The 18,247-nt window shown below is 66.3% G+C and carries 16 protein-coding genes; 7 read left to right on the top strand and 9 right to left on the bottom strand.

Features of this window, described 5'->3' with window-relative positions:
• Window positions 1-8: 8 nt before the first annotated feature.
• Genes AC5RTE_RS12410 through AC5RTE_RS12390 form a run of 5 tightly spaced genes read right to left on the bottom strand, consistent with a single transcriptional unit; the run spans window position 9 to window position 5,846 of the window.
• Window positions 9-1,421, bottom strand: coding sequence for a sulfate adenylyltransferase subunit 1 (locus tag AC5RTE_RS12410; RefSeq protein ID WP_494041696.1), 1,413 nt, complete (start codon window positions 1,419-1,421; stop codon window positions 9-11).
• The gene (cysD, locus tag AC5RTE_RS12405) at window positions 1,421-2,368 is read right to left on the bottom strand and encodes a sulfate adenylyltransferase subunit CysD (protein WP_494041695.1); all 948 of its coding nucleotides are present in this window, start codon (window positions 2,366-2,368) and stop codon (window positions 1,421-1,423) included. Before cysD ends, AC5RTE_RS12410 begins: the two co-directional genes overlap by 1 nt.
• A complete protein-coding gene (locus AC5RTE_RS12400) occupies window positions 2,365-3,156 on the bottom strand; it encodes a phosphoadenylyl-sulfate reductase (RefSeq protein ID WP_494041694.1) in 792 nt (263 codons plus the stop codon). The genes cysD and AC5RTE_RS12400 overlap by 4 nt, the downstream gene beginning before the upstream one ends.
• On the bottom strand, window positions 3,153-4,898 hold the full coding sequence (locus AC5RTE_RS12395) for a nitrite/sulfite reductase (protein ID WP_494041693.1): 1,746 nt from the start codon (window positions 4,896-4,898) through the stop codon (window positions 3,153-3,155). The genes AC5RTE_RS12400 and AC5RTE_RS12395 overlap by 4 nt, the downstream gene beginning before the upstream one ends.
• A 54-nt stretch (window positions 4,899-4,952) precedes the next feature.
• On the bottom strand, window positions 4,953-5,846 hold the full coding sequence (locus AC5RTE_RS12390) for a sirohydrochlorin chelatase (protein ID WP_494041692.1): 894 nt from the start codon (window positions 5,844-5,846) through the stop codon (window positions 4,953-4,955).
• A 60-nt stretch (window positions 5,847-5,906) separates the two neighbouring features.
• Between AC5RTE_RS12390 and AC5RTE_RS12385 the strand changes: the two genes are divergently transcribed.
• Window positions 5,907-6,575 (top strand): trimeric intracellular cation channel family protein, encoded by a 669-nt coding sequence (locus AC5RTE_RS12385; protein ID WP_494041691.1) that lies wholly within the window; start codon window positions 5,907-5,909, stop codon window positions 6,573-6,575.
• Between the two features lie 13 nt (window positions 6,576-6,588).
• Window positions 6,589-7,014, top strand: coding sequence for a hypothetical protein (locus tag AC5RTE_RS12380; protein WP_494041690.1), 426 nt, complete (start codon window positions 6,589-6,591; stop codon window positions 7,012-7,014).
• A 308-nt stretch (window positions 7,015-7,322) separates the two neighbouring features.
• Here the strand turns inward: AC5RTE_RS12380 and AC5RTE_RS12375 are convergent, their stop codons facing one another.
• Genes AC5RTE_RS12375 through AC5RTE_RS12365 form a run of 3 tightly spaced genes read right to left on the bottom strand, consistent with a single transcriptional unit; the run spans window position 7,323 to window position 10,546 of the window.
• On the bottom strand, window positions 7,323-8,423 hold the full coding sequence (locus tag AC5RTE_RS12375) for a polyprenyl synthetase family protein (protein WP_494041689.1): 1,101 nt from the start codon (window positions 8,421-8,423) through the stop codon (window positions 7,323-7,325).
• Window positions 8,420-9,760: a geranylgeranyl reductase family protein gene (locus tag AC5RTE_RS12370; protein WP_494041688.1), complete on the bottom strand. Its 1,341-nt coding sequence runs from the start codon at window positions 9,758-9,760 to the stop codon at window positions 8,420-8,422. Before AC5RTE_RS12370 ends, AC5RTE_RS12375 begins: the two co-directional genes overlap by 4 nt.
• A 3-nt stretch (window positions 9,761-9,763) precedes the next feature.
• Window positions 9,764-10,546, bottom strand: coding sequence for a demethylmenaquinone methyltransferase (locus tag AC5RTE_RS12365; RefSeq protein WP_494041687.1), 783 nt, complete (start codon window positions 10,544-10,546; stop codon window positions 9,764-9,766).
• Window positions 10,547-10,705: 159 nt separating this feature from the next.
• On the opposite strand from AC5RTE_RS12365, the gene AC5RTE_RS12360 reads away from it, so the two are divergent.
• The 5 genes from AC5RTE_RS12360 (at window position 10,706) to AC5RTE_RS12340 (ending at window position 16,348) form a co-directional block, all read left to right on the top strand.
• The gene (locus tag AC5RTE_RS12360; RefSeq protein WP_494041686.1) at window positions 10,706-12,097 is read left to right on the top strand and encodes an isochorismate synthase; all 1,392 of its coding nucleotides are present in this window, start codon (window positions 10,706-10,708) and stop codon (window positions 12,095-12,097) included.
• A gap of 168 nt (window positions 12,098-12,265) precedes the next feature.
• Complete coding sequence (locus AC5RTE_RS12355; protein WP_494041685.1) at window positions 12,266-13,069, top strand: ABC transporter substrate-binding protein; 804 nt, start codon at window positions 12,266-12,268, stop codon at window positions 13,067-13,069.
• 150 nt (window positions 13,070-13,219) lie between these two features.
• Window positions 13,220-14,011 carry an amino acid ABC transporter permease gene (locus AC5RTE_RS12350; protein ID WP_494041684.1) on the top strand — a complete coding sequence of 264 codons (792 nt, stop codon included), beginning with the start codon at window positions 13,220-13,222 and terminating at the stop codon, window positions 14,009-14,011.
• Between the two features lie 12 nt (window positions 14,012-14,023).
• On the top strand, window positions 14,024-14,827 hold the full coding sequence (locus AC5RTE_RS12345) for an amino acid ABC transporter ATP-binding protein (RefSeq protein ID WP_494041683.1): 804 nt from the start codon (window positions 14,024-14,026) through the stop codon (window positions 14,825-14,827).
• A 294-nt stretch (window positions 14,828-15,121) separates the two neighbouring features.
• Entirely contained in the window at window positions 15,122-16,348 is a 1,227-nt protein-coding gene (locus AC5RTE_RS12340) for an aminotransferase class I/II-fold pyridoxal phosphate-dependent enzyme (protein ID WP_494041682.1), read from the top strand.
• A 26-nt stretch (window positions 16,349-16,374) separates the two neighbouring features.
• On the opposite strand, the gene menD is transcribed toward AC5RTE_RS12340, so the two are convergent.
• Window positions 16,375-18,156, bottom strand: a complete 1,782-nt coding sequence (gene menD / locus AC5RTE_RS12335) for a 2-succinyl-5-enolpyruvyl-6-hydroxy-3-cyclohexene-1-carboxylic-acid synthase (RefSeq protein ID WP_494041681.1) — start codon at window positions 18,154-18,156, stop codon at window positions 16,375-16,377.
• Between the last annotated feature and the right edge of the window lie 91 nt (window positions 18,157-18,247).

Raw genomic sequence — 18,247 nt, 5'->3', positions numbered from 1 at the left:
CGTCAGGCTTAGATGCTGTAGCGCTCGTCCTCGTGGTCGCCCGGGTGGTCCTTGACCAGGCCTGCGGCCAGCGTGTTGCCGTCCAGCGGGTCTATCACCAGGAACGCGCCGGTGCGGCGGTGGTGCAGGTAGTTCTCCAGCGGGAGCGGTGCGGCGAGCCGGAGCTGAGCGTGGCCGATGTCGTTCAGTTCGAGCGTTGACGCCGGCTCCAGCTTGAACGAGGCCAGGTCCAGCTTGCCGGAGACATTGCGCACCAGGGCCTGCACGGTGCGGGTGCCGTGCTTCACCAGCACCTTCTGCCCCTCACGCAGCGGCTTGGGAGAAAGCCAGCAGAGCGAAGCGTACAGGTCTGCCGAGGCTTCGCGGACGGTGCCGGCGGCGGCGATGGTGTCACCGCGGGCGACGTCGAATTCCTCAGCGAGGCGGATGGCGACGGACTGCGGGGCGGCGGCCTCTTCCAACGAGGCGCCGGCGAAGTCGATGCCCGCCACGGTGGTGGTGCGGGGGTCCTGGCCGGGAGTCAGCACGGACACCTTGTCCCCCACCTTGACCGAACCTTCGGTGATCTGGCCGGCGTACGCGCGGTAGTCGCGGTAGGCCTCCACGTCCAGGCCGGCGGCAACGGCGTCGGGAGCCAGGGCGCCCTGGGGCCGGATGACCAGCTGAACCGGAAAGCGGAAGCTTTCCAGGTGGCTCTCCAGCTCGTCTGCAGCCGGGAGGGTTTCGAGGACCTCCAGCAGTGCCGGGCCGGTGTACCAGGGGGTCCGCTCGGAGCGGTCCACCACGTTGTCGCCGTCGAGCGCGGACACGGGCACCACCAACAGGTCACTGATGCCGTCAGCACCCAGGCCGAGCTCGCGGCCCACCTGCTGCACATCGGCTTCGATCTCACGGAACACGGATTCGCTGAAGTCCACCAGGTCGATCTTGTTCACCGCCACGATCACGTGCGCCACGCGGAGCAGCTGCAGCACGGACAGGTGCCGGCGGGTTTGCTCCAGGACGCCCTTGCGGGCGTCGATGAGTACGACGACGGCGTCCGCGGTGGACGCGCCGGTTACGGTGTTCTTGGTGTACTGGACGTGCCCGGGGCAGTCGGCCAGGATGAAGCTGCGGCGGTCGGTGGCGAAGTAGCGGTAGGCGACGTCGATGGTGATGCCCTGTTCGCGCTCGGCACGCAGGCCGTCGGTCAGCAGGGCGAGGTCGATGCCGCCCTTCTCGCCGCCGAAGCCGCGGTCTGCGGAGGTGCGGGCAACTGCGTCCAGCGTGTCAGCGAGGATTGCCTTGGAATCGTGAAGGAGGCGGCCCACGAGGGTGGACTTGCCGTCGTCGACAGATCCCGCGGTGGCGAACCGGAAGAGCGTCGTGGGCAGGGCTGTCACCAGCGCGTCGGCGCCGGACAAAACGGTGTCGGTGCTCATTAGAAATACCCGTCCTTTTTGCGGTCTTCCATGGCTGCCTCGGAGATGCGGTCATCTGCACGGGTGGCGCCACGTTCGGTCAGGGTGGAGGCAGCGACTTCAACCACGACGTCGGCAACGGTGTACGCGTCCGACTCAACGGCACCGGTGCAGGACATGTCCCCCACGGTGCGGTAGCGGACGGTTTTGGTGATGACTTCCTCGGTAGGCAGCGGCTGGGATACCTCTCCGACCGCACGCCACATGCCGTCGCGGGCGAAGACCTCGCGCTCGTGGGCGTAGTACAGGCCGGGCAGTTCGATGTTCTCGCGTTCGATGTAGCGCCAGATGTCCAGCTCGGTCCAGTTGCTGATGGGGAACGCGCGCACGTGCTGGCCCACGGTGTGGCGGCCGTTGTACAGGTTCCACAGCTCGGGACGCTGGTTGCGCGGGTCCCACTGGCCGAACTCGTCGCGCAGGCTCAGGATGCGTTCCTTGGCTCGAGCCTTGTCCTCGTCCCGGCGGCCGCCGCCGAAGACGGCGTCGAACTTGTTCTGCTGGATGGCGTCAAGCAGCGGGACGGTCTGCAGCGGGTTGCGGGTACCGTCGGCACGCTCGGCGAGCTCGCCGCGGTCAATGAACTCCTGGACGGAGCCGACGACGAGCTTGAGGCCAAGCCGCTCCACGGTGCGGTCCCGGAAGTCGATGACCTCGGGAAAGTTGTGGCCGGTGTCCACGTGCAGCACGGGGAACGGAACCTTGCCGGGCCAGAATGCCTTCGTGGCCAAGTGCAGCATCACCACAGAGTCCTTGCCGCCGGAGAACAGCAGTGCAGGCTTCTCGAACTCGGCAACAACCTCGCGGATGATGTGGATGGCCTCGGATTCGAGGGTGTCGAGGCTGCTCAACCGGGTCGAGACTCCAGCTTCACTCACCTGGGTGGTCTCCTCGGATAGATAGGTGCTCATACGTGTAGTCCGCATTCTGTCTTGTCGGAGCCTGCCCAACGGCCGGCGCGGGGGTCATCGCCCGGCGCCACCTTCCGCGTGCAGGGCTGGCAGCCAATGGAGGGGTAACCCTGGGAAAGCAGCGGGTTGACGGGCAGGAGGTTATCGTCCGAGTACTGCACCAGCTGCTCGAACGTCCACGCGGCCACCGGGTTGACCTTGACCAGGCCGTTGGCCTCGTCCCAGGTCACCAGCGGGGTGTTGGTGCGGGTGGGGGCTTCGTCGCGGCGGACGCCGGTGAACCACAGCTCGTAGCCGGACAGGGTGCGGCGGAGGGGGGCCACCTTGCGGAGGGCGCAGCACTGGGCGGCGTCGCGGGCGAAGAGGTTTTTGCCCAAAAGCCGGTCCTGCTGTTCCACGGTGGTTTCGGGGAGCACGTCCACCACGTTGACGCGGAGGTTCGCGGCCACCTCGTCGCGCGTGGCGTAGGTTTCCGGGAAGTGGTAGCCGGTCTCCAGGAACAGGACGTCGACGCCGGGCAGCTGGTCCGCGACCAGGGCAGGCAGGACGGCGTCAGCCATGGAGCAGGCCACGGCCACCGCGGGCAGGTCGAAGTTGCGTTCCACCCAGGCGATAACGTCGCGGGCGGGGGCGTCCCAGCCGAGCTCGGCAGCGCCGGCCGCGGCAAGGGCTTTCAGTTCTTCCTTGGAGCGGAGCTTGGGAGCAGCGGTTGCCACCGCGGCGTCGACCTGGGCTGAAGCCTCAGCCGGCGCTACAACAGGGTCGACTCCGAGGGCGTGCTTGCTCACTGGAGTGCCTCCTCGTCTGCGGCGTGTGCCCACTCGGCGAAGGTCTGGCCTTCCGCGCGCTGGGCCACGAAGGTGCGGACGACGCGCTCCACGTAATCGGGCAGGTCGTCCACGTAGACCTTGAGTCCGCGGACGGTGCGTCCCAGCCCTGCTTCCTCACGCTCGTTGGACGCCAGCCCGCCGCCCAGGTGAACCTGGAAACCCGGGGAGGGGTCGCCGTCGGGCGTGGGAAGCATCATGCCCTTGAGGCCGATGTCCGCTGTCTGGATGCGGGCGCAGGAGTTGGGGCAGCCGTTGATGTGCAGCGACAAGGCGTGCGGCAATTTCCCGGAGGCGGCGAGATCGGCCAGGCGGCGTTCCAGTTCGGCGACGGCGGTGGCCGCGGTGTGCTTGGTCTCCACGATGGCGAGCTTGCAGTATTCGATGCCGGTGCAGGCGATGGTGCCGCGGCGGAACACGGACGGGCGGGCGGACAGGCCCAGCGCGTCCAGCTCGGCCACCAGTGGCTCCACCTGCTCCTTCTCGACATCCAGGACAACGAGCTTCTGGTGCGGCGTGGTGCGCAGGCGGTAGGAGCCGCGGGCCTCGAGGGTGTCCGCGAGCTTCACCAGGGCAGCACCGGACAGGCGGCCGGCCAGCGGGGTGGCACCGATAAAGAACTTTCCGTCCTTCTGCTCGTGCACCCCGATGTGGTCTCCCGGGGAGGTGGGCTTGGGCGCTGCCGGTCCGTCGGCCAGCTTGTAGCCCAGGTATTCGTCCTCGAGGATCTGCCGGAACTTTTCCGGACCCCAGTCGGCCATCAGGAACTTCAGGCGCGCCTTGGTGCGCATGCGGCGGTAGCCGTAGTCGCGGAAGATGCTGGTGACGCCGAGCCAGACGTCCGCGGCCTGCTCCGGAGTTACGAACGCGCCGAGGCGCTTGCCCAGCATCGGGTTGGTGGACAGCGCGCCCCCGGCCCAGAGGTCGTAGCCGATGCCGAGTTCGGGGTGCTGGACACCCACCAGGGCGAAGTCGTTGATCTCGTGGACCACGTCCTGGCTGGGGTGGCCGGTAATGGCGGTCTTGTACTTGCGCGGCAGGTTGGACAGCAACGGGTTGCCGATGAACCGCTCCCCCAGCTCCTCGATGAGCGGGGTGGGATCGATGATCTCGTCCTTGGCGATACCGGCCACAGGCGAACCGAGGATAACGCGGGGAACATCGCCGCACGCCTCGGTGGTGGACAGGCCAACGGCTTCCAGGCGGGTCCAAATCTCGGGAATGTCCTCCACCCGGATCCAGTGCAGCTGGATGTTCTGGCGGTCAGTGAGGTCCGCCGAGTCCCGGGCAAAGTCCACGGAGATCTGGCCGATGACCCGCAGTTGCTCGGTGGTGAGGGCGCCGCCGTCGATCCTTACACGGAGCATGAAGTACTTGTCCTCGAGCTCGTGCGGCTCAAGGGTTGCGGTCTTGCCGCCGTCGATCCCGGGCTTGCGCTGGGTGTACAGGCCCCACCAGCGGAACCTGCCGTGCAGGTCCTGGCCGGGGATGGCGTCGAAGCCTTCCTTGGAGTAGATGGTCTCGATACGCTCGCGCACGTTCAGGCCGTCGTCTTCCTGTTTCCAGGTTTCGTTGGCGTTCAGGGGTGTTTTGCCGTCCACTTTCCACTGACCGTGCGGCTTCGCGGCGGGTCGGGACGTGCGGGCCGGGCGCTTGGAGGCGGCGGTGTCCGCGGACGCTCCGGCCAGAGCTGTATCAGTCATGCATCGACTGTAGGTCCCGCCCGAATTGCGTCACAAAGGCCCGGAAACGTTGAGTCACCTAGGGAAATATTTCGTCACGAAACGCCGGACCGCCTTGAAGAAGCCACCCTCCTGTGCATCCGGCACGACTTCGGGGCGGGCTGCGGCGGGCCCGTGGGCCGGGCTTTGGGCGGGTACTGCCGCTGGTGTTTCTGCACCTGTTGTGGCGGAGGTGTGAGCGGCCTTTTCGACGGCGGCGTCGTACCTTGCCAGTGCGATTTCGGCCAGCACCGGAGACGGCAGCAGCGGTTCGGTCACCAGGTCGGCACCGGCCTTGGCCAGCTGGTCGTGGAAGTACCCCGGCGCCAGGAGGTAGGAGGCGATCACCACCCGCCCGCCGACGTCGACGGCTCCGGCGGACTCTCCCGCCCCGGCACCTCCTTCCAGTTCCTCACGAAGCATCGAGACGGCGTCGGGCACGGAAGGCTTCGCGGAGGCACCATAGGCGGCCATTATCCGGTTGGGCCGCAGCTCCTGGAGCTGGCCCAGCAGCTCCTCGACGCTCACCGCCGCCTTGGGGTTGGACGAGCCCGCTGCGGCCAGGACGATCACGTCGCGATCCGTCACCCCGGCCTCGTGCAGCCGCTGGTCCAGCAGGGCAGCGAGCCGCGGATCCGGCCCCAGGGGCGCGGCGGCCACACTTCCGGGACGGCTCTTGACCGCCCTGGCGATGTCAACCTTCACGTGATAGCCAACACTCAGCAGCAACGGCACCACGACGGCGGACTCCCCCTCCGGCAGGCCCGCCACCACGTCCACCAGGTCCGGCTGCTGGACATCCACGTAGGCCTCGCGAACATCCAGCCCGGGACGCAGGGCGGCGATGGCGTCCCGCAGCGCATTGACCTCTGCGGCGCCCTGTGTGCTGGACGTCCCATGGGCGCAGGCGATCATGATGGGGCTGTTCATAGGGGCTAGCGTAACGTTGGAGCCGCCCTGTCCGCCCTCAATGAATTGCCGGGACGCTCCATGACTTTCCCTTTTGACATCGCCCTGGTGTGGCTGGACCTGGCCGGTGTCTTCTTCTTTGCCGTCTCCGGATCATTGCTGGCGGCCCGGAAGCAGTTCGACATTGTGGGCTCCCTCCTGCTGGCCTCCCTCGTGTCCCTTGGCGGCGGCGTTATCCGCGACATCATCCTTGCCGTGATCCCGGCGGCCTTCACCAACCCGGCCTACCTCGTCCCGCCGCTGCTTGCCACGGTCCTGGTGTACTTCCTGTTTTCCAGCGTGGAACGCTTCACGTCCTTGCTGGTCCTGTTCGACGCCGGCGGACTGGCCCTGTTCTCCATTACCGGCACGCTCAAGGCGCTCTCGTTCGGCGTCAACCCCGTTGCTGCCGTGCTCCTGGGTGTGACGACCGCGGTGGGCGGCGGGCTGCTGCGGGACATTACCGCCAACGAGGTGCCGCAGCTGTTCAACTCCCGGGACCTCTATGCCGTGCCGGCCTTCAGCGGCGCGGCCCTGACCACGGTGCTGTGGGTCACGGGGGCCTTTAACGCGGTCACGGCGTGCTTGGTGGCGGGCCTTGTTTTTGCCTTCCGGGTGGTGGGCTGGCGGCGGTCCTGGTACATCCCGCTGGCCGTCAACGGGTGGCACCGCAGCGGTTCCGGAGGCGGCGAATTGCGGGGCGGCGATTAGCTAGGATATTTGCATGACTGACATGTTCCTCGAGAAATTCCGTGCGCTTGTTCCGAAGTATCTCGAAGACGAATGGCAGGAAGAAGACGGGCTGTCCGCCGAGGAGCTGGACAAGGCCCTGGCCGACCACCAATTCCAGATTCCCCTGGTCCTCCGCGAGTTCTACCTGGCCATCGGTGGCTGCGAGGACCTGATGGAGGCCTACCACTACTTCTGGGACCCGGATGAGCTCGAAGTCGACGACGAAGGCTTCCTCATGTTCCTCGAGGATGAGGAAGAGGAGTACACCTGGGGCTTCCGCGTAGGCGACCTCGGCGTCCCGGACCCCATTGTGTACCGCCGCAACAACACCCGCGGCCAGTGGAAGTCCGAAGAGGGCACCTTCTCGGAGTTCGTGTTCGATATGTTCGAGTGGGCCTTCGGGGGCGACGAAGACTAAGTCCTGTTGACCACCAGGCGGTCGCCCACCAGGAAATCCACCTCGCCTAAGACTTTGACACCGGAAGTAACAAGCTGCTTGCGCTTTGTGACAAACCTGTCATAGACTGTTCACGGATCCGCTAAACGCCTCCGGCGGGTCTGATGCGAACGGAGAGACAGCCCCGGTTCACAGCAACGTATGACTCGTACCGTTGCTGCGGACCGGGGCTGTCCCGTTTAAAGGACAGTGCAGGAACGTCAGCGGCCGCCAAAAGCAGAAGCCCGGCGCCACCAGGGGGCCGGGCCTCGACACACAACACAAAAGGGCTAGCTCGCGCGGTCCACCACAGCCACCGCAAAGTTGGACAGCGATTCCTTGACCACGCCTTCCGGCAGCGGGGCAAGCGCAGCAATGGCCTCATTTGCCCATTCGCGCGCAACCACCCAGGACTCAGCAGTAACCGGGTGCTCGCGCAAACCCGCAACAGCCTCGGCCAGGGCTTCATCGGAGGTCAGGTCCCCGTCAATGAGCTTGAGAAGCCCGATGGCGCTCTGGTCACCATCGGCAGCGGCCTTGCGCAGGAGCAGCACCGGCAGCGTGGGAACACCTTCGCGCAGGTCCGTGCCCGGTGACTTGCCCGACTTGACCTTGATGCCCGTGACGTCGATGACGTCGTCGGCGAGCTGGAAGGCAACGCCTACCTTCTCGCCGTACTCCACCAGAACGTCTTCGTATGCCTCGTCGGCACCGGAGAAGATGGCGCCGAACTGTCCGGACGCCGCAACCAGGGAGCCCGTCTTGTCCGCAATCACCGACAGGTAATGCTCCACCGGATCCTCGTCGGGCCGCGGTCCCACCGTCTCGTGCAGCTGGCCCAGGCACAGCCGCTCGAAGGTCCGGGCCTGGATGCCGAGCGCGCGGCCGCCCAGCTCGGACACCAGGATGGAGGCGCGGGCGAAAATCAGGTCACCGGTGAGGACAGCCACTGAGTTGCCCCACACCTCGTGGGCGGTGGGCGCACCGCGGCGCAACGGCGCCGAGTCCATCACGTCGTCGTGATACAGGGTGGCGAGGTGCGTCAGTTCAACCACGACGGCGGCCTGCACCACTGCGGGCAGCGATGCGTCACCGAGATGGGCGCAGAGGAGCGTCAGCAGCGGCCGGATGCGCTTGCCGCCGGCTTCCACGAGGTGGCGGGACGTGGCGTCCGCGAGCGGATCGGAGTTGGCAATGGCTTCGCGGAGCTTCTTCTCAACCCGGGCCAGGTTGGTGGTGATGGCGGGTCCCAGCTCGGCGTCACCGGCGATGGCGGCGAACCCCGCGGGCAGCTGCAGGCCGGTGGCGATGGCGGTGGTGTTGAGGCTGGGTTCGGAGTCCGTCAGGCCGTGTCCGGCATGCGTCCAGCTGTGGTTCGCGGGGTTGGTCACGGGTTAACCCTAACTTTTTGTTGCGGATACCGCTGATTGGAGACTGCCGGGGTGGGCAATGTATTCGTTGTGGCCGGAACCAGCGATTCCAGGACCTGGATCACCCGGTCCTCGAAGCCCTTGGCAGCGGGGTCCGTGAGGTTGGCCAGGAGCCGGACCACGAACCGCATTAGCACCGGGATGGGCATGCCGGTGCGCAGCGCGAGCTTCATGACCGCCGGCTTGCCGATCAGCGCGGCGAACGCCCGCCCCAGCGTAAAGTGCGACCCCCACTGGTCCCGCACATAGTCCGCGTACCGCGAGAGGTGGGCGTCGGCGTTGTACGTTCCGCCAGCAGCCACGCTTCGGGAGGAGGCGTCGATGATGAACTCGGCGGCGAAGCGCGCTGACTCCATGGCGTAGGAAATGCCTTCGCCGTTGAATGGCGAAACCATGCCGCCGGCGTCACCCAAAAGGAGCAGGCCGGCAGAGTAATGCGGGGTGCGGTTGAAGCCCATGGGCAGCGCGGCGCCGCGGATCTCACCCACCTGGTTCTCGGGCGCGAAGCCCCAATCGGCGGGCATCCCGGCAGTCCATTCGCGCAGGACCTGCTTGTAGTCGAGCTTGCCGAATTCCTTGGAGGAGTTCAGGATGCCGAGACCGACGTTGGAGGTGCCGTCGCCTACGCCGAACACCCAACCGTAGCCGGGCAGCAGCTTGCCGTCACGGCCGGGGAGCTCAAGCCAGCCTTCCATCCAGTCATCGTCCGTACGCGGCGAGGTGAAGTAAGTGCGGACGGCCACGCCGAGGGGGCGGTCGTCGCGCTTCTGGATGCCGAGCGACACGGCTGTGCGGGTGGAGTTCCCGTCGGCGGCGAGTACGACGTCGGCACTGAACTTCCGCGTTTCCCCCGTCTTGCGTCCTGCCTCGTCGAGGACTGCGGCGCGGACGCCGGTGACCCGGCCGTCGTCGTCCCGGAGGGCTTCTGTCACGCTGTGCCGCTCGAGGATGGTGGCACCGGCGGCCTGGGCATGGCGGGCCAGTTCCTCGTCAAAGCCCAGCCGAGTGCGGATCAGGCCGTACTCCGGGAAGTCGGACACCTCGGGCCAGGGCAGTTCGATGGTGCGGCCGCCGGCAATGAGGCGCAGGCCTTTGTTGCGGCGCCAGCCGTCTTCCTCCGGGTGGGGCAGTCCAAGCTTTTGGATTTCGCGGACGGCGCGCGGCGTAAGTCCGTCGCCGCAGACTTTCTCGCGCGGAAAGCTGGTCTTTTCCAGAACCGTGACGTCGATGCCCGCCCTGGCGAGGTAGTACGCGGCGGTGGAACCGGCCGGTCCCGCACCGACTATCAGTACCCTCACGGGTCAGCGGATGTTGCGGCGCAGCTTGGCCACGGGGCCCTTGTGCGCAGCGATGGCGGCAGCAGATCCGCCGGGGGTGCCGGCTGTAGCCTCGGGGGCCTTGAGCGCACGGTGGACTGCAACGATCCCGCCCGTGAGGTTGCGGTAGGTAACCTTTTCCCAACCCGTCTCCTCCAGCCAGGCGGCCAGGTGGTCCTGGTCCGGCCAGGCGCGAATGGACTCGGCGAGGTAGACGTAGGCGTCCGGGTTGGAAGCCACCTTGACGGCGATGGCCGGCAGTGCGCGCATGAGGTATTCGGTGTACATGGTGCGCCACAGTTGAACCACGGGCTGCGAAAACTCGGCGATGACCAGGCGGCCGCCGGGCTTGGTGACGCGGAGCATCTCCTGCAGGGCCTTCTTGGGTTCGTTCACGTTCCGCAGGCCAAAGGAGATGGTGGTGGCGTCAAAGGTGTTGTCGGCGAACGGCAGGTTGGTGGCGTCCCCGGCCACGAAGTTGATGTCCGGGCGGCGGCGCTTGCCGACCTTGAGCATTCCGAGCGAGAAGTCGCAGGCCACCACATCGATGCCTGCATCCGCGTAGGGCTCGCTGGAGGTTCCCGTTCCTGCGGCGAGATCCAGGACGAGTTGACCCTTGGTGGCTTCCATGGCTTCCACCACTACCTTGCGCCAGCGGCGGGTCTGCCCCAGGGACAGGACGTCGTTGACGACGTCGTATTTGGGGGCGACGTCGTCAAACATCGTGGCTACTTCGTCCGGACGCTTTTCCAAGGATGCTCGGTTCACCCAGACATTGTCTCAAATGTTCCGGAGCGTCCGGACCAAGGCCTTGATGCGGACGTCCGGGTCAGTAGCGGAAGGCTGCGCCCCGCGGAGCTTGTGGGCCACCCCGGCCTGGATGGCGGCACGCTGCTGCCGTTTACTGAGGGGTAGTGTTGATCCATCATGACCAGCACGTTCCGCTCCTTGACAGTCCCCCTTGACGGCCAAAAATTCCCCGGGGGCCTGCCGTCGTTTCTGGTGCGGGATGACGCCCTGTGCTGGACGCGCCGCGAGGCCGGCCTGGTGGGCTTCGGCGAGATCGCCCGTTTCACCGCCACCGGCCCTGACCGCTTCCTTGAGGCCGACATCTGGTGGCGCCACCTGGTGCTCGAAGCCCACATCTCGGATGCCGTGGATCTGCCGGGAACCGGTCCCGTGGCCTTCGGCTCCTTCGCTTTCTCCAAGACTTCCGCGCATGAATCCCGGCTGATCGTGCCCGAGGTAGTGGTGGGTGTACGGGACGGACAGGTCTGGCTCACCCAGTTGACGCTCGACGACGGCCCCCTCACCGAGGACAGTGCCCTCGCCGCGCTGGACCGCTGGCTAATCAGCAATGCACCAGGCGCTGGAATCACGACGGCGGCGGCGGACTCCGGCGGGGACGGCACCTCCGGCGCGGCTACCGCCCGGGCGGGCGGCGCCGTCGTACGTCCCCTGCCTTTTGCCGCCGGCGCAACCCTGCATACGGGGTCGCTGAGTGAGGAAGACTGGATGGCCGCCGTGGAAGCGGGTGTGGCCGAGATCCGGACCGGCGCGCTGGAGAAACTGGTGCTCGCCCGCGACGTCGTGGCTACCGTTCCCTCCGGTGTGAACGCCGCTCAGGTGCTGCGGGAGCTCGCCGGGCGGTACCGCGAATGCTGGACGTACGGGGTGGACGGCCTGGTGGGGGCCACGCCGGAGATGTTGATCCAGGTGGAGGGGCGCACTGCCCAGGCACGCGTGCTGGCCGGAACCCTTGACCGGCGTGATGCCCACGGCGAGGACGGCCTTCCCATGGATTACGCCACGCGGGTGCTGGCGGGGTCGGAAAAGCAGCGGCACGAACACGAGATCGCGATCCAGTCGCTCACCTCCCAGCTGGCGCCGTTCTCCGAGGCGATGAACGCCCATGACGAACCGTTCATCCTTGAGCTGCCCAACGTCTGGCACCTGGCCTCGGATGTGAAGGCGGAACTCACGGAGGTGGAAGGGCATGTGCCCACCTGCCTGGCCTTGATCAACGCCCTGCATCCCACGGCGGCCGTGTGCGGAACGCCCACTCAGGTGGCCGGGGCCCTGATCCGCAAGCTGGAGCACCTGGACCGCGGACCGTACGCCGGACCGGTGGGGTGGCTGGATGCTGCAGGTAACGGAGAATGGGGCATCGCCCTGCGGGGGGCTGTCATCGAGTCGCACGACACGGTGCGCCTCTATGCCGGCTGCGGGATCGTCGACGGATCACAGCCGGAAGCCGAACTGGCGGAAACCTGGGCGAAGTTCCGGCCCATGCTGGAGTCGCTCGGAATCAGCAGCTAGGCCGGAAAGTCCGGGATCCGGAACATCACCCCTTCACCTAGGCTTGAAACAACGGTAACTTGGTTATCCAATAGTGAATCTAAGTTTCCTGTGATGCACATCTCGTAATCGGCGCTACACTATGAACCGATTTAGTACCGCATACTCCTGCAACAAAAGGTAAGAAACATGCAGCTCAAGTCCCTGGCCACGGCCAAGATCACCGCCAAGGCAGCAGCACTGTTCGCCGTCGGCGCCCTCTCCCTCACGGCCTGCGGCGGCGGAGGCTCCACTCCGGCAGCCTCCGAAGGCGGCATCCAGCTCATCAACGCCGGCAAGCTCACCGTGTGCTCCGACATTCCCTACGAGCCGTTTGAATTCGAAAAGGACGGCCAGACGGTCGGCTTCGACGTTGACATCGCCAAGGAGCTCGCCAAGGACTTCGGCGCTGAACTGAGCATCGTGGACAGCTCCTTCGAGGCCATCGAGACCGGCACCGCACTGACCCAGTGCGACCTCGGCATCTCCTCCATCTCCATCACGGACACCCGCAAGTCCGTCATGGACTTCTCCACCCCTTACCTGGATGACGACCTCGCCCTGGTAGCCAGCGATGACTCCGGCATCACCAACCTTGACGGCGCCAAGGGCAAGAAGGTAGGCGTCCAGCAAGCCACCACCGGCGCAGACTACGCCCAGGAACAGGGCATCGACGCCCAGCAGTTCGAGGACAGCGGCCTTCTGGTACAGGCCCTGGAAGCCGGCACCATCGACGCCGCCCTGGGCAACCAGTCCGTCCTCGGCTACGCCATCAAGGACCAGCCCAAGTTCAAGAGCGTTGAGGAGTTCGCCACCGGCGAGCAGCTGGGCATCTCCATCAAGAAGGGCAACACCGCCATGGCGGAAAAGGTCAACGGCACGCTCAAGCGCCTGACCGACGACGGCTCCCTCGAGAAGTTCAAGACCACCTGGTTCGGCGAAACCGCCAAGTAGCCAAAGACCGCAAAGTAGTGGCCGTGCAGGCCTGAGGCTCCCCCGCCCAGGTTGGTGCACGGCTTAGAGAACTACGCAGCCGGGGCCCCGGACGAGCTGTACCGCAGTGAGTCCGGGGCCTCTGCCACGCACAACGAATGTGAGTAACCCATGGCAATGACCGCACGTCAACGAGCCAGAGTAAGCCTGTATGTCCAGGCCGGGATCTTTGTTGTGGCCATCGCCGCGCTGGTCCTGGCCACCGACTGGGAAACCATCGGCAACAGCGTCTTCAACTTCGCCAAGATCGGCCCCATGTTCCCGGGCATTTTCATGACCGGCCTGACGAACACCCTGATCTACACCTTCCTCGGCTTCATCGTGGGTCTCTCCGGCGGTCTCCTGCTGGCCCTGATGAAGCTTTCCAGCTTCCCGCTGTACCGCTGGATCGCCACCGGGTACATCGAGTTCTTCCGCGGCATTCCCGCGCTGCTGGTCTTCATCGCCTTCGGCTACGGCGTTCCGCTGGCGTTCGGCGTCTCCTGGAACATCACCGTGATCGTGATGGTCTCGCTCGGCATGGTGGCCTCGGCCTACATCGCCGAAACCCTCCGCGCAGGCCTGCAGGCAGTACCGAAAGGCCAACTGGAAGCCGCGCGCTCCCTTGGCATGCCGCAGTGGCGGGCCATGGTCACCATCGTCATCCCGCAGGCGTTCAAGATCGTCCTGCCGCCGCTGACCAACGAGGTCATCCTGCTCACCAAGGACTCATCGCTGATCTACGTCCTGGGCCTCACCGCATCCCAGTACGAGCTGACCAAGTTTGGCCGCGACGGCATCTCCAGCCTCGGCGCGGGCCTTACCCCACTCCTGGTGGCCGGCGCCTTCTACCTGGTGATCACCATCCCCCTGAGCTTCCTGGCCCGGAAGTTCGAAAGCCGCACCGCGCGGAACAATCGATAGGCAGGGAAGACAATGAACGACGTCGTACATTCCTCCGCCGGCAGCACCGGCACCATCCACGCTGCCGGCGTGGAAATCAAGGACCTGCGCAAGTCCTACGGATCCAACGAGGTCCTGAAGGGCATCAACCTGGCCGTGGCGCCGGGTGAAGTGGTGTGCCTGATCGGGCCGTCGGGTTCCGGCAAGTCCACCCTGCTGCGGTGCGTGAACCTGCTGGAGCAGCCCAACCAGGGCAGCATCCACGTGGGCGGCTTTGAGGCCACCGATCCCGACGTGGACATCGACAGGATGCGCCGCAAGGTGGGCATGGTGTTCCAGCAGTTCAACCTGTTCCCGCACCTGGACGCCAAGCGCAACTGCTCCATCGCCCAAACGAAGGTTCTCAAGCGCTCCCAGGCCGAGGCGGACAAGGTGTCCATGCACAACTTGGAGCGCGTGGGACTCGGACACCTCGCGGACCGTTTCCCGGACCAGCTCTCCGGCGGCCAGCAGCAGCGCGTGGCCATCGCCCGCGCGCTGAGCATGGACCCTGAGCTGATGCTCTTCGACGAACCAACCTCTGCACTGGACCCTGAGACGGTAGGCGATGTCCTCTCCGTCATGCGGAACCTCGCCCAGGAGGGCATGACCATGCTGGTGGTGACCCACGAGATGGGCTTCGCCCGCGAAGTTGCCGACCGTGTGGTGTTTATGGACGGCGGCGTTGTGGTGGAGGAAGGCGTGGCCGAGCAGGTCATTTCCGCCCCCACCCAGCCTCGCACCAAGGAGTTCCTCCGCCGCGTGCTCGATCCCACACACATCGACATCGAGGAATAAGCGCTCCGCCTCCTTAGGACCGCCTGGCAAATTCCCCGGCGCTGTGGTTGTCCATGGCGCCGGGGAATTTTTGCGTCCCCGCGCTTTTGCGTCGCAGCTGGGCCTTTGCGCGCTGACGCCCGCGTAATTCGTGCGGCGGCGGGGCGCCCCACTGCCGGCCGATTTTCGTTCCGGCGGGGTCCTTTACTTCTGTGGCTGGTGCATTCGACAATGGTCCCTCTACAGCCTCCACTGGCTCAGCAGCGCGCTGCCAACCCACACAGCAGGCCCCGGCCGGCAACCACAGGAGCGCTCTTGAGAGAGTCAACAACCCCAACCCAGGGCACCCCGGCAGTATCGGCGCGTGCCGCCCGGCTGGCATCCATCCCCTCTTTCCAGCGGGTCGATGCTTTCTTCACGGCGGCCAAGTTGCGCCGGCACGGCCAGCCGGACATTTCTGATTTCACCTTCGGCAACCCGCACCAGATGCCGCCCGACCGCTACGCCAATACGCTGCGGGATGCCCTTACTCCGCAGCATGACCAATGGTTCGCGTACCAGAGCAATGGAGAGGAGGCCCGGGAGGCTGCTGCAGAATCCCTTCAGCGGCTGCTGGACGTACCGTTTCGGCCGGAGGATATCTACCTCACCACCGGCGGCTTCGCGGCCATCGCGCTGGCCCTGAAGACCGTGGGCGATCCAGGTGACGAGGTCATTTACAGCCTGCCGCCATGGTTCCTGTACGAGCCGCTGATCCTCGAAGCCGGACTGGTCCCCGTGAAGGTGAAGGTGGACATCTCCACGTTCGATCTGGATCTGGCCGCAATCGAAGCTGCCATTACCGAGCGCACCCGGGTAGTGATCGTCAACTCGCCCAACAATCCCACTGGACGGATTTATCCTCCGGACCTGCTGCTCCGGCTGGCGGACCTGCTGGAGGCGGCTTCCGCCCGGATCGGCCGGCGGATCTACCTGGTCTCGGACGAGGCCTATAACCGGATCGTGTATGACGGCCTGCGCTTCCATAGTCCCGTGGAGTTCTACGCCCACACGCTTCTGGCATACTCCTATGGCAAAACGCACCTCTCCCCCGGCCAGCGGGTGGGTTACCTGGCCCTGCCGCCCACACTGCCGGACCGGGACGCGATGCGGCCCGCCATCACCGGCCTGCAGGTGGCTATGGGCTGGGTGTACCCCAATGCCCTGCTCCAGCACGCGCTTCCCGAACTGGAGAAGTTCTCCATCGACGTGGGACAGCTACAACGGCGCCGGGACCGTCTCGTAGATGCCCTGGGCGGTATGGGCTACCGTCTTCGCCCGCCGGAAGGCTCGTTCTACCTTTACGTCACCACCCCCATCCCGGATGACGAGGCCTTCACCGAGTCGCTCGTCCGCCACAATGTGTTTGTTTTTCCGGGCGTGCTTTTCGAGACGCCGGGCTTCTTCCGTATTTCCCTGACTGCCAACGAGGACATGATCGAACGCAGCCTGCCTGCCTTCGAAGCGGTGATGAAGGAGAGCATGAACGGCCGCGAAGGATGAACCGGCGCACCTGCTCGTAACCGGGGCTACCCGGCCAGGACTCCCCCGACCGCTGCAGCAACGGCATCCTTGATCCGCCCATGCAGGTCGCGCAGCCCGTGCCGGTCCGTGCGGACTTCCACGATGCTGCGGCCCGCGATGGGCTGGCTCAGCGCTTCGGCGAGTGCCGCCGTCGTACTTACTAAGCAGTGCCCGACGCCGTACGCTGCGGCAAGGGCCGCGAGGTCCACTGCGTGCGGGGTGCCGAAAAGCCGTTCGACAGTATCTCCATAGTCCCCGGCTTCCCGCACCGCACCATGTTCCAGCAGGTCAAAGATGGCCCCGCCGGCGTCGTTGAGTACCACGATCCGCAAGTCCGGCAGTTCCTCTCCGGAATTGAGGAGCAGCCCTCCGGCATCATGGAGGAAGGTGACATCGCCCAGCAGGACTGTGGTTTCCTGCCTGCCGCCGAGCGCAATGCCGGTGGCCGTGGAGATGGTGCCGTCGATTCCGGCGAGGCCGCGGTTGGCGTAAATGGTGGCGGCAGGTTCGGGGGCGGGCAGGCCTGCAAGATCGACATCGCGGATGCCGTTGGAGGAGCCCAGCAGCAGCTGGCCGCTGGCATGTTTCCACACCAGCGATCCGACGCCCGGGCCGGTGGCGGCTGCGTCCTCGGCCAGGATCCGGTCCAGTGCGTGCTGGGCGGCTGAACCGGCGAGCAGCCACGTGTCCAGCCAGGCTGACGGGCCGCGGCCGGCGAAGTCGGCCAGGTCCGCGAGGTTTTCCAGGGGCAGTTCGGTGCGCCGGCCGGGTTCGTACCACGCCACGGGCACCGGCTGGTAGAGCGCGGATGGGACCTCTGCGCGGGCAAGCAGGGCTGCAACAGGGCGGGACAGCGTGGGGCGGCCGAACAAGATAACCCGCTCGATCGGCGTTGCTGACTCGGGCCCGAAATGCTCCAGCAGCAGCCGGTACGGCCCCACGGCGTTGGGCCCGAAGCGGGCGTTGGAGGAGGGTTCGGCCAGCAGCGGCAGGCCGTGGGCGCGGGCGAAGGCCTCGGCCACCGGGCCGGCGTCGTGTCCGGCCAGGACGACGGTGCGCCGTTCGGGCAGGTCCGGCGATGCGGGGGGCAGGTTCATCACGAGGGGCTCGGTGGCCACCCGGTATCGGGGGCGGTCAGTGGGCTCCGGCAGCTTCTCTTCGGGTGCGGGGACCAGCGGATCACGGAAGGCCAGGTTGAGCTGGACGGGTCCGGGGGGAAGATCGGGGAACGCGCCGGTGGCCGCGGACAGGCCGGTCCGGATGCCGCGTTCAGGGTCTGTTCCTGCCGGAATGTCGACGGCGAAGCGCACCTGTTCGCCGAAGATGTCAGGCTGGATGGTGGTCTGGTTGGCCCCGGTGCCGCGCAGCTCGTCGGGCCGGTCAGCGGACAGGACGATCAGCGGAACGGCTGCGTGGTTAGCCTCCATCACCGCCGGCAGCAGGTTCCCAACGGCGGTCCCGGAGGTCGTCAGCACCGCGGCCGGCGAACCAGTGGAGAGGGCCAGCCCAAGGGCCGTGAAGCCGGCGGAGCGCTCGTCAATGCGGACCAGCAACTCGAGGTGTCCCTGTGCCGAAGCTTCAGCCAGCGCGTATGCCATCGGCGCGGACCGGGAACCGGGCGATACCACCACGTGCTGCACACCGCCGTCGACCAGTACCCCGACGGCGATCCGTGCCGCGGCGAGCGCGCTCAGCGACGGCCAGGCATCGGGGAAACCTGCGCGGGAAGAGGGAATCCCGGAAGAGTCCGGGGAAGCGTCGGGGGCGGAGTCGTTGGACGAAGTCACCAAACCAGTCTGCCACCCCCAACGCTCTCTCACCTTCCGCACGAAAATCCGCAACGCTCTCTCACCTCCTGCACCAAAACGGGAAACGCTC

It is taken from the genome of Arthrobacter sp. K41 (genome assembly GCF_059089645.1).
The sequence above is the reverse complement of the archived record's forward strand: the minus strand, read 5'-3'. Positions and strand labels throughout refer to the sequence as shown.